The organism is Paenibacillus sp. PK1-4R (assembly GCF_030369595.1).
Classification (GTDB): domain Bacteria; phylum Bacillota; class Bacilli; order Paenibacillales; family Paenibacillaceae; genus Paenibacillus.
Window position 1 is genome coordinate 712,764 of sequence record NZ_CP126535.1, and the last position, 13,715, is coordinate 726,478.

1 protein-coding gene and 1 pseudogene (1 of these 2 only partly in view) are annotated in these 13,715 nt (G+C 54.2%); both read left to right on the forward strand.

What is annotated here, in order from left to right:
• On the forward strand, positions 1–5,109 hold the full coding sequence (locus QNO02_RS03315; RefSeq protein ID WP_353959102.1) for a non-ribosomal peptide synthetase: 5,109 nt from the start codon (positions 1–3) through the stop codon (positions 5,107–5,109).
• Positions 5,067–13,715, forward strand: a pseudogene (locus tag QNO02_RS03320) (non-ribosomal peptide synthase/polyketide synthase) (it continues 41,925 nt past the right edge of the window). The gene QNO02_RS03315 and the pseudogene QNO02_RS03320 overlap by 43 nt, the downstream one beginning before the upstream one ends.

The following is a 13,715-nucleotide window of genomic DNA, read 5'->3' on the forward strand; positions in this document are numbered from 1 at the left end:
ATGAAACAGTTAAGCGGGAGTGAATCTACATTTTCATTAACACACGCACAGAAAAGAATTTGGATGATGGAGCAACACTATCCAGATACTTCGATAAATAATGTTACACTGTATTTTGTTTTTAAAGGAGAAGCGAATTTAGAGTGGATTGAAACTGCTATTCACTATAATCTTAGCAACCATGTAGGTTTTGGATTGCGATTTTCCCTTAGCCAGGATGGTGAGCCATATCAATATTATGTGCCTCACCGTAATACCCCGTTGCCAATGATCGATTTCAGTAATTTTGATAGTCCTGATGAGGAATTTAAACTTTGGACAGAAAAGCAAGCAACTATTCCGTTTCAATTGGAAAACAGCCCTTTATATTACGTTTCCCTTTTCAAAATCAGTAATGATGAATGCGGATACATTATTAAAGCGCATCATATTATTGCTGATGGCTGGTCGGGGTATGTGTGGCACCAAGATACTCTTGAAATTTATGAAAAGCTAGCAAAAGGCGAAAAACGTCCAGTCGGGAAGTGCAGCAACTTTCTGGATTTTGCTGAAAATGAAGAAAAATATTTAGTTTCTAAACGGTACATAAAGGACAAGGGATTTTGGTTAGAACGCTACCAAGATTTTGAGTCTCCCACGACTATGGGATCTTCTAAAGTTATAATCAACAATTCGGTTGGAACACGGAAATCCTTCCAATTGAATAAAGAGCTTTCTGAACAGATTAGAGAAAGACTTTATAAGAGTGGAATTTCACTAAATGCTTGGTTTATCTCTTTAATGCTTGCTTATTTGTATCGGACTACGGGGGAAAACGATTTAGTAATTGGGACTCCAGTCTTAAATCGTTCTGGAGCTAAAGAGAAATCTGCAATTGGCATGTTTGTAAGTACAATGCCACTTCGGGTTCAAATAAATGCTATGCAGAACTTTGACTCGTTTAGCAGAGAAGTCCAGCGGGAATTAGTTTCATGCTACTTCCATCAAAAATTTCCTTACGATAATTTAGTGCAAGAATTAGAATTGCGAAAAAGGGGATTAGATCAGCTATTTTCTGTTGTTGTGAATAACTTTGGCACCAGACTAGTAACTAATTTAGGGAATTTAACCATATATGCAAGTGAGGTTTATAATGGACATCAATATTATCCATTTCAGTTTACTGTTAAAGATTGGTCTGTGACTGATGAAATCGAATTAGCTTTCGACTATAAAAGTGATCACTCGGATGAGATTGTTAAGCAGATATATAGCTCTTTTATTGTTATGATCAAGGATATTATCAAAGAACCTAATCTCGTGGTTCAAGATATCCGTTTATTAGATGAAGATGAAGCAGGCCAGCTTAGAGATGCATTTAATGACACGACGAAAGCCTATTCACGGGAAGCAACAATTCATGGGTTGTTTGAGGCCCAGGTGGAGCAGACGCCGGATGCGGTGGCGGTGGTATACGGGGATCAGCAGCTGACCTATGCAGAGCTGAACGCGCGGGCGAATCAGCTGGCATGGACGCTGCGCGAGCACGGTGTGGGAGCAGAGTGTATCGTGGCGATTATGGCGGAACGCTCGCTGGAGCTGATGGTCGGGCTCTATGGCATCCTGAAAGCCGGTGGGGCGTACCTGCCGATTGATCCATCGCTGCCTGCGGAACGCATCGGGTATATGCTCAGAGACAGTGGTACGGCAGTACTGCTGCTAGATCCGGGCCAAGATCCATGCGGATTTGAAGGGGCTGTCGTCGAATTGGCACCTCAGGGACAAACACAATCGGAAAGTAACCCGCCGTTAGAGCAGGATTCTGACAGTTTGGCGTACGTGATCTATACCTCGGGGACCACCGGGAACCCGAAAGGGGTTATGATTGAGCATCGTTCCGTCATCAACCGGCTGCAGTGGATGCAGCATCGCTACCCTATCGGAGAACAGGATGTCATTTTGCAAAAGACGCCGATCACATTTGATGTCTCGGTGTGGGAGCTGTTTTGGTGGGGCATGACCGGGGCCCGGGTGTGCCTACTTCCGCCACAAGGCGAGAAAGATCCCGTGATACTGGCCGAAACGATTGAACGTCACGGGGTTACGGTGATGCATTTTGTCCCGTCGATGCTGAGCGTCTTCCTGGAGCAGGCTGGAGATGCGTTTAACCGAGAGCAGCTCGGTAGCTTGCGCCGTGTCTTTGCCAGTGGGGAAGCGTTGAAGCCGCAGCAGGTGACCGGTTTTTATAAGCTCATGGAGGGAAGCGAAGCAACACTTCACAACCTGTACGGGCCGACCGAGGCCACGGTGGATGTCACGTATTATGATAGTGCTTCGACCTTTGCGGAAGGGGTTGTGCCGATCGGTAAGCCGATTGCGAATACGCAGCTGTACATTGTGAATGATCATCGTCAGCTGCAGCCGATGGGTGTCGCGGGGGAACTATGTATCGCAGGGGAGGGTCTCGCTCGGGGGTACCTGAACCAGCCGGAGCTGACGGCGGAGAAATTCGTCGACAACCCGTTTGAGCCGGGGACGAAAATGTATCGGACAGGCGATTTAGCGAGATGGTTGCCGGACGGCAATCTGGAGTACTTGGGCCGGATCGATCATCAGGTGAAGATCCGGGGCTACCGGATCGAGTGTGGAGAAATTGAGGCGCAGCTTCTAATGCATGCACATATCCGAGAAGCGGTCGTCATAGACCAGAAGGATGAGCAAGGAGAGGCGTACTTGTGCGCGTATGTTGTGACCGATGAAACGGTTCCCATTGCAGAGCTACGGGGACACTTGGCAGCCCAGCTGCCAGATTACATGTTCCCGTCATACTTTGTGGAATTGGAGAAGCTACCGCTGACCCCTAACGGCAAGGTGGACCGCAAAGCGCTGCCAGCGCCGCAGGGACGGATGCAGGCGGCAAGGCAATACATGTCGCCGCGGAGCAAGACAGAGGCGAAACTGGTCACGATATGGCAGGACGTGCTTCGAATTGAACAAGTCGGGATACAAGACAACTTCTTTGAACTCGGCGGGGATTCGATCAAAGCCGTCCAGATCGCCGCGCGGCTGCGAGGTCACCAGTTGCACCTGGCAATCCGGGATCTCTTCCGGTATCCGACGATTCTGGAACTAAGCTCGCATGTGCAGCCGCTGGCCCACCAGATTAATCAGGGGCCAGTTGAAGGCGAAGTGGGATTAACGCCGATCCAGCAGAGACTGTTGGAGGGTACGGTGCAGCTGCCACATCATTATAACCAGGCGGTTATGTTGCATCGTCGGGCCGGATTCGATGAAGGCATCCTGCGGTGTGTGTTTGAACGGATCGTCGCACATCATGATGCACTGCGGATGAGGTACCGGGAAGAAGTTCAGGGCATCGTGCAGTGGAATCACGGGCTGACCGAGGCAAGTTTTGGTCTGGACGTGATTGACTTGCGCAGCGAAACAACTTTGGATACACGCATCCCGGCGGAAGCCGACCGCTTACAGCGGGAATTACATCTGGAGCAGGGGCCATTGATGCGCCTGGGGCTGATGAAAACCCGAGAGGGGGATCATCTGCTGATCGTGATCCACCATCTGGTGGTGGACGGGGTATCGTGGCGGATTCTGTTCGAAGATATACAGACCGGGTATGAGCAGATAGAACGAGGCGAGGAGATTCGCTTGCCGGAGAAGACAGACGCGTTCCAGACGTGGTCGGCGGCACTGGCGCGCTATGCGGACAGTGAGGCCCAGCTGGATGAGATCGATTATTGGAGGCAAATGGAGCAGACGTCCTTTGCGGCACTGCCCGTGGATGAGCTGGGGACGGGCGAAGCCGCTGGAGAGGTGACCCTCCGGCTGTCACGAGACGAAACGTCGCAGCTCTTGAACCAGGTGGGACGAGCGTACAATACGGAAATCAATGACATTTTGCTCGCAGGGATGGGCCTGGCGCTGCAGGAATGGACTGGCGAAGAGCGGTTTATGGTGGACCTGGAAGGGCATGGCCGGGAAGAGATCGGAGCAGGGGTGGATGTCAGCCGTACGGTCGGCTGGTTTACGACGATGGTGCCGACCTTGCTGGACCTGGGGGCGTGCGAGGCGTTGTCTGACTGTATCAAGACAGTGAAAGAAGGGCTGCGCAGTGTGCCGAATAAAGGGCTCGGGTATGGCGTACTGAAATACCTGACGGCAGTGGAAAACAAAGGGGAGCTGAAGTTCAATCTTCGTCCGGAGATCTGTTTCAACTACTTGGGCCAGTTCGATGGGGATGTGATCACGGATGCATTTGAATCGTCAGCGTACGGGACAGGCAGCAGCATTGATCCAACCCACCCGAAGGCGTACAAGCTGAGCATGAACGGGATGGTGATCGGCGGGGAGCTGGTGTTTACGTGCGAATATGCGGCGGATACGTACCGGAGAGAACTGGTGGAAGACTGGATGGCGCGATATACAGCGCAGCTTCGCCAATTGATCGCCCACTGTACCCAGCAGACGCACAGCGAAAAGACCACGAGTGACTTCCGTTTAGTAGATGTGGAACCGAAGGAAGCGAGCGATTTGCAGCAAACCTACGCTTACAAGGTGCAAGATATTTACCCGCTGACGCCGATGCAGGAAGGCATGTTGTTTCATGCCCAGCTCGATCCAGACGCGACGACGTATTTCGAGCAGTTTACGTTCCGGGTGGAAGGTAGGCTGGATGTTGCCGTGTTCAAGACCAGCTTGGAGCGTTTAACGGAAAGGCATGAGATGCTGCGTACGGCGTTCACAAGTGAGCAGGTGAGACGACCGGTACAGGTAGTGCTACAGGAACGACAAGTGGATCTGCAGGTGAGGAATCAGGTAGCGGATCTGGAGTCGATGAAGCAGGCAGATCGACAACGTGGCTTTGAGCTGAGCCAGGATGCACTAATGCGTGTCACACTTGTGCTCGGGGAAGATGGAGGACAGCATGTCATCTGGAGCTTCCATCACATCCTCATGGACGGCTGGTGCATGAGTATTCTGACGCAGGAGCTGATGGCGATTTATCGGGGGTTACAAACGAACCAGCCGATCGAGCTAGGGCCCGTAGAGCCATTTAGCCGCTATGTGCAATGGCTCAGCCAGCAGGACCGGGACGCGGCGCGGCAGTACTGAGCCAGTACTTGGCGACCTATGAGCAACAGGCGAGTGTGCCCCGAGCGTCGGGGAAAACTGAACATGGGGGAATCAAGAACCATGCCTTCCGTCTGGATCAGGAGCTGACTCGGGGGCTGGAACAGTTGGCACGCGAGGCGCAGGTGACGGTGAACACGGTGATGCAGACCATCTGGGGAGTGCTATTACAAAAGTATAACCAGAGCGAAGATGTGGTATTTGGGGCCGTCGTATCAGGGAGACCCGCAGAAGTGCCAGGGATCGAGCGGATGATTGGCCTGTTTATCAATACGACGCCGGTTCGAATCCGTAGTACGCCGGGGCAGAGTGTACTGACGCTGCTACAGCAGGTGCAGGATGCGGCGCTGGTTTCAGAAGCGCACAGCCATTACCCGCTGTATGAGATTCAAGGGCTGAGCCCACTGAAGCAAGGGCTGATCGACCACATTTTGGTATTCGAAAACTATCCGATCGCCGAGGTGATGGGCCAAGCAGGTGAGAGGGATGAAGCTACGTTTGGGATCCGTGACGTTGAAGCATACGAGCAGACGAACTATGACCTTACGGTGGTGTTAGTGCCGGGCGAAGCGTTATCGATTGAATTCCGGTATAACGCCAAGGTATACGAGGGAGCGTTCATCCGTCGAATGGAGGGGCATATCCGAGAGATTGCACAGGACATGCTGGCGAATGCAGAGCGGCCGGTGGGATCGATAGCGCTGGTTACGCCAGAGGAGAAACAGCAATTGCTGCACGGATTCAACGACACAGCGGCGGAATATCCGCGGGAAGCAACGATTCACGGGTTGTTTGAAGCGCAGGTGGAGCGGACGCCAGATGCGGTAGCGGTGGTGTATGGAGATCAGCAGCTGACCTATGCGGAGCTGAACGCGCGGGCGAATCAGCTGGCGTGGACGCTGCGCGAGCAAGGTGTGGGGCCAGAGTGTATCGTGGCGATTATGGCAGAACGCTCACTGGAGCTGATGGTCGGGCTCTATGGCATCTTGAAAGCCGGCGGGGCGTACCTGCCGATTGACCCATCGCTGCCTGCTGAACGTATCAGGTATATGCTCAGAGACAGCGGTGCGCTAGTACTGCTGTTAGATTCTGGCATGGATTCATGCGGATTCGAAGGAGCCGTTGTCGAATTGACACCTCAAGGGCAAGGGCAATCTGAAAGCAACCCGCCGTTAGAGCAGGATTCTGATAGTTTGGCTTACGTGATCTACACCTCAGGGACAACAGGGAACCCGAAAGGGGTGATGATGGGTCACCGTTCAGTCATTAACAGGCTGCAATGGATGCAACATTGTTACCCTATTGGGGAGCAAGATGTCCTGTTGCAGAAGACGCCAATCACATTTGATGCTTCGGTATTGGAGCTGTTCTGGTGGGGCACGACCGGATCCCGGATCTGCATGCTTGCGCCGCAGGGAGAGAAAGATCCCGTAGTACTGGCCAAAACCATTGAGCGGCATGGGGTTACAGTAATGCATTTTGTACCATCAATGCTGAGCGTCTTCCTGGAGCAAGCGGGCCAAGTATTCCACCAAGAAAAGCTGGGCAGCTTGCGGCGGGTCTTTGCCAGCGGCGAGGCACTAAAGCCGCAGCATGTGACCGGTTTTTATAAGCTATTGGAAGGAAGTGGAGCAACGCTTCACAACCTGTATGGGCCAACGGAAGCGGCCGAAGTTTCCTATTTTGACTGCATGTCCTCTCACATGAAAACAGCTATACCAATCGGTAAACCACTGGCCAATACACAGCTGTACATTGTGAATGACCAGTTACAACTCCAACCAATCGGTGTGTTAGGTGAGTTGTACATCGCGGGAGATGCATTGGCGCGGGGGTACTTTAACCAGCCGGAGCTGACGGCGGAGAAGTTCGTCGACAACCCGTTTGAGCCGGGGACGAAAATGTATCGGACAGGGGATCTGGCAAGGTGGCTGCCGGATGGGAACGTAGAATACTTAGGCCGGATGGACCATCAAGTGAAGATCCGGGGCTACCGGATCGAGTGTGGGGAGATCGAGGCGCAGCTTTTGACCCATGCCCAGATCCGGGAAGCGGTCGTCATGGACCGGAAGGATGAACAAGGCGAGGCGTACTTGTGCGCGTACCTTGTGAGTGACAAAGTGATGCCGGTACCCGAGCTACGGGAACACTTGGCAGCCCAGCTGCCGGACTATATGATCCCGTCTTACTTTGTGGAGCTGGAGACGATTCCACTTACCAGCAACGGTAAGGTGGACCGCAAGGCGCTGCCAGCGCCAGATCGGGAAGGGTACACGGAAAGCTATGAAGCGCCGCGGGATGCACTGGAGATGCACTTGGCGGAGCTATTTGCGGAAGTGCTGAGCGTAAGCGAGATAGGGATTGGTGACTCATTCTTCGCGCGCGGAGGACACTCGCTGAAAGCAGTGACCTTGGTGTCGCGCGTGCATCAGCAGCTGGCGGTGGAGCTGCCACTGCGAGAGCTGTTTGCGCGGCCGACAGTAAAGGCGCTGGCCGACTATATACGCTGGGCAGAACAAAGGGACTACGGCCGAATTGAACCCGCAGCAATACAGACATCGTACCCGTTGTCGTCAGCACAGCGGCGGTTGGCCGTACTGCACGAGATGGAGCCGGAGAGCACGCGGTATAATATGCCGGGTGTCGTAGAACTCGCCGGCAAGGTCGATGCAGATCGACTGGAACAAGCGATTCGTTCGATCATCCATCGTCACGAATCCCTACGTACGTCGTTTATCTGGGTAGATGGCGAACCCAGACAACAGGTGCATGAAGACGTGCCGTTGGAATGGGTCTACCGGGAAGTAGACGAAGCAGAAGCATGGGAGTTCAGTGAGCGGTTCGTGCGACCATTCTCTTTGGAGCAGGCACCGTTACTCCGAGCTGCACTGCTGCGAATGGCGGAAGATCGCTACTGGCTGGTGTGGGACATGCATCATATTGTGTCAGACGGGGTGTCGATGACCCTGGTGGTGTCAGACTTCCTATCGGCATATGCCGGAGAGGAACTGACACCGCTGCGGATTCAGTACAAGGACTACGCCGTGTGGCAGCAGAGCACGCTTGAGGTGGAGCGGATGCAGGCACATGAAGCGTATTGGCTGTCGGTCTACGCCGAGGAAGTGCCGGTATTGGAACTGCCGACCGACCGGACGCGACCATCGGTGCCAAGCAGTGAAGGCGGACAAGTCCATACGGAAGTGAATGCCAAGACCGTAGAAGGGCTGAAACGAATCGCGGATGAAACGGGAGCAACGCTGTATATGGTACTGCTGGCGGCGTACAACGTGTGGCTGCACAAGTATACTGGGCAGACGGACATGGTGGTCGGGACCCCGGTGGCCGGACGGACGCATGAGGATATGGCACCGATGATTGGGATGTTCGTGAATACGCTGGCGCTGCGTAACGCGCCGTCGGGGGAGAAGCGCTTCATGGACTTTGTGGGTGAAGTGAAGGAACGGACACTGGCGGCATTTGACCATCAGGACTATCCGTTTGAGGAACTGGTGGAGAAGCTGGATGTGCGTCGTGATCTGGGCCGCAACCCGTTGTTTGATACGATGCTGGTGCTGCAGAACATGGAGCAAGCCTCTTTGCAGCTGGAGGGTGTAGACGTTCGTTCGGTCGAACTCCATCATTCGACGACGAAATTTGATCTGCTCCTAAATATTACGGAGGAAAATCAAGGAATACAGTTGTGGCTGGAATACAGCAGCGCGCTGTTTAACGAGGCGACAGCCAAGCGGTACCTAATGCACTATGTGCAGCTGTTGTCCCAAATCACAGCGCAGCCGGAAGCAAGAATTGGTACGTATGAGCTGGTCACGCCAGAGGAGAAACAGCAATTGCTGCACGGATTTAACGACACAGCGGCGGAATATCCGCGGGAAGCAACGATTCACGGGTTGTTTGAAGCGCAGGTGGAGCGGACGCCAGATGCGGTAGCGGTGGTGTATGGAGATCAGCAGCTGACCTATGAGGAGTTGAATGCGCGGGCGAATCAGCTGGCGTGGACGCTGCGGGAGCAAGGAGTGGGACCAGAGTGTATCGTGGCGATTATGGCAGAACGCTCACTGGAGCTGATGGTCGGGCTCTATGGCATCCTGAAAGCCGGGGGGGCGTACCTGCCGATTGACCCATCGCTGCCTGCTGAACGTATCAGGTATATGCTCAGAGACAGCGGGGCGGTAGTGCTGCTGTCAGACCCTGGCATGGATTCATGTGGATTTGAGGGTGCAGTACTGGACTTGGCAGAAGCCGAGAAAAAACCAACCCAAGAGAATATTGTGCTTCACGCAACGCCGAGCGATATGGCGTATCTGATCTATACATCCGGCACGACCGGGAACCCAAAAGGGGTTATGATAGAACACCGTTCCGTGGTTAACTTCATGACAGGCATGACAGGAGTGATCCCATTCGCTCCGACCAAATCCATGTTATTGGCAACTACGCTATCGTTCGACATCTCGGTGGTAGAGACGCTGCTGGCGTTTACGGAAGGCATGCGAGTCGTGATAGCGAGCGAAGAACAGCAGAAGGATCCGCAGCAGCTGGCGAGGCTAATTGAGCGCCAAGGTATCGACATGGTGCAGATGACGCCATCGCGCCTGAAGATGCTGTTATCGGCGGGCTGCGAAGCATGGCTGGAAGGCGTAACGGAAGTACTGGTCGGCGGAGAGGCATGGCCTGACGATTTGCTAGCAGATTTGCAAAGTAAATCCAAGGCGGCACTGTTTAATATGTATGGTCCGACGGAGACGACGATTTGGTCCGCAGTGCGGGAAGTGACCGCTGAACAGACCGTGACTATCGGGGGGCCGATTGCCAATACACAGCTGTACATTGTGGATGATCAGGGGCAGTTGCAGCCGATGGGTGTCGCAGGTGAACTGTGCATCGCAGGTGACGGTCTGGCTCGTGGATACGTAAACCAGCCGGAGCTGACGGCGGAGAAATTCGTTGACAACCCGTTTGAGCCGGGGACGAAAATGTACCGGACGGGCGATTTAGCAAGATGGCTGCCGGATGGGAACATAGCGTACTTGGGCCGGATGGACCATCAAGTGAAGATCCGGGGCTACCGGATCGAGTGCGGGGAGATCGAAGCGCAGCTTTTGACCCATGCGCATATCCGCGAAGCGGTCGTCGTTGATAGGAAGGACGACCAGGGCCAGGCGTACTTGTGCGCGTACCTTGTGAGCGATGAAGTTGCTCCGGTGCTTGAGCTACGGGAACACTTGGCAGCCCAGCTACCAGACTATATGATCCCGTCTTACTTTGTGGAGCTGGAGACGATTCCACTTAGCAGCAACGGTAAGGTGGACCGCAAGGAGCTGCCGGCGCCAGATCGGGAAGGGTACACGGAAAGCTATGAAGCGCCGCGGGATGCACTGGAGATGCACTTGGCGGAGCTATTTGCGGAAGTGCTGGGCGTAAGCGAGATGGGGATTAGCGAATCGTTCTTTACGCGCGGGGGACACTCGCTGAAAGCAGTGACCTTGGTATCGCGCGTGCATCAGCAGCTGGCGGTGGAGCTGCCATTGCGAGAGCTGTTCGCGCGACCGACAGTGAAGGCATTGGCGGACTATGTGCGTAGCACGGAACGAAGCAACTATGGCCGGATTGAACCCGCGGCAATACAGACATCGTACCCGTTGTCATCGGCGCAGCGGCGGTTGGCCGTACTGCACGAGATGGAGCTGGAGAGCACGTGGTACAACATGCCGGGCGTGATGGAACTTACCGGAAAGATCGACGCAGATCGGCTGGCACAAGCGATTCGGTCGATCATCCATCGTCACGAATCCCTACGTACGTCGTTTATCTGGGTAGATGGCGAACCAAGACAACAGGTGCATGAAGACGTACCGTTGGAATGGGTATACCGGGAAGTAGACGAAGCAGAAGCATGGGAGTTCAGTGAGCGGTTCGTGCGACCGTTCGCGCTGGAACAGGCGCCGTTACTCCGAGCTGCACTGCTGCGATTGGCGGAAGACCGCTACTGGCTGGTGTGGGACATGCATCATATTGTGTCAGACGGGGTGTCGATGACCCTGTTGGTGTCAGACTTCCTAACGGCATATGCTGAAAAGGAACTGACACCGCTGCGGATTCAGTACAAGGACTACGCCGTGTGGCAGCAGAGTACGCTTGAGGTGGAGCGGCTGCAAGCGCATGAAGCGTATTGGCTGTCGGTCTACGCCGAGGAAGTGCCAGTGCTGGAACTGCCGACCGACTGGAAACGTCCGATGGTGGCGAGCAGTGAAGGCCAGCGGGTTCATACGCAAATCAGTATGGACGTAGCCGAGGGGCTGAAACAAATTGCAGTCGATACCGGAGCTACGCTGTACATGGTGCTGCTGGCGGCGTACAACGTGTGGCTGCACAAGTATACCGGGCAGACGGACATGGTGGTCGGGACCCCGGTGGCCGGACGGACGCATGAGGATACGGAACCGATGATTGGGATGTTCGTGAATACGCTGGCGCTGCGTAACGCTCCGTCGGGGGAGAAGCGATTCATGGACTTTGTGGGTGAAGTGAAGGAACGGACACTGGCGGCATTTGACCATCAGGACTATCCGTTTGAGCAATTGGTGGAGAAGCTGGATGTGCGGCGTGATCTGGGCCGCAACCCATTGTTTGATACAATGCTGGTGCTGCAGAACATGGAGCAGGAACGATTTGAGCTGGAGGGCGTAGATGTTCGTCCGGTTGAGATCAGCCACCTGACAACAAAATTTGACTTAACGTTGAACGTTACAGAAAGTGATCACGGACTGCAGCTAGTGTTGGAATACAGCAGTGCGCTGTTTAACGAGACGACAGCCAAGCGGTACCTGATGCACTATGTGCAGCTGTTGTCCCAAATCACAGCGCAGCCGGAAGCAAGAATTGGTACGTATGAGCTGGTCACGCCAGAGGAGAAACAGCAATTGCTGCACGGATTTAACGACACAGCGGCGGAATATCCGCGGGAAGCAACGATTCACGGGTTGTTTGAAGCGCAGGTGGAGCGGACGCCAGATGCGGTAGCGGTGGTGTATGGAGATCAGCAGCTGACCTATGAGGAGTTGAATGCGCGGGCGAATCAGCTGGCGTGGACGCTGCGGGAGCAAGGAGTGGGACCAGAGTGTATCGTGGCGATTATGGCAGAACGCTCACTGGAGCTGATGGTCGGGCTCTATGGCATCCTGAAAGCCGGGGGGGCGTACCTGCCGATTGACCCATCGCTGCCTGCTGAACGTATCAGGTATATGCTCAGAGACAGCGGGGCGGTAGTGCTGCTGTCAGACCCTGGCCTCGATTCATGTGGTTTCGAAGGGGCCACCGTTGAATTGATACCTCAAGGGCAATCCGAAAGCAACCCGCCGTTAGAGCAGGATTCTGGAAGTTTGGCATACGTGATCTATACGTCGGGAACAACAGGCAACCCGAAGGGGGTCTTGATTGAGCATCGTTCCGTTATCAACCGGCTGCAGTGGATGCAGCATCGCTACCCTATCGGAGAACAGGATGTCATTTTGCAAAAGACACCGATTACGTTTGACGTGTCGGTGTGGGAACTGTTCTGGTGGGGCATAACTGGGGCCCGGGTCTGCATGCTTGCGCCGCAGGGAGAGAAAGATCCCGTAGTGCTGGCCAAAACCATTGAGCGGCATGGGGTTACAGTAATGCATTTTGTACCATCAATGCTGAGCGTCTTCCTGGAGCAAGCGGGCCAGGTGTTCCACCAAGAAAAGCTGGGCAGCTTGCACCGGGTCTTTGCCAGTGGCGAAGCACTGAAGCGGCAGCAAGTGATCGGTTTTTATAAGCTATTGGAAGGAAGTGGAGCAACGCTTCACAATCTGTACGGGCCGACGGAAGCGACAGTCGAAGTCACGTATTACGACAGTGCTTCCACCTTTGCGGAAGATGCAGTGCCGATTGGCAAGCCGATCGCGAATACACAGCTGCATATTGTGAATGAGCATTTGCAGCTACAGCCGATGGGTGTTGCGGGTGAACTGTGCATTGCAGGGGACGGTCTGGCCCGCGGATACGTGAACCAGCCGGAACTGACGGCGGAGAAATTCGTTGACAACCCGTTTGAGCCGGGGACGAAAATGTATCGGACAGGCGATTTAGCGAGATGGCAGCCGGATGGGAACGTAGAATACTTGGGCCGAATGGATCATCAAGTGAAGATCCGGGGCTACCGGATCGAATGCGGAGAAATCGAGGCGAAGTTACTGACCCATGCACATCTTCGCGAAGTGGTCGTGCTGGCCCGCGAAGATGAACAAGGCGAGGCATACCTGTGCGCGTACCTTGTGAGTGACGAAGCGGTTGCGGTACCCGAGTTACGAGAACACTTGGCAGCCCAGTTGCCGGATTATATGATCCCGTCTTACTTTGTGGAGCTGGAGACGATTCCACTTAGCAGCAACGGTAAGGTGAACCGCAAGGCGCTACCTGCGCCAGAAGGGGAAGTGTACACGGAAAGCTATGAAGCGCCGCGGGATGCACTGGAAAGGCACTTGGCGGAGCTATTTGCGGAAGTGCTGGGCGTAAGCGAGATAGGGATTGGTGACTCATTCTTC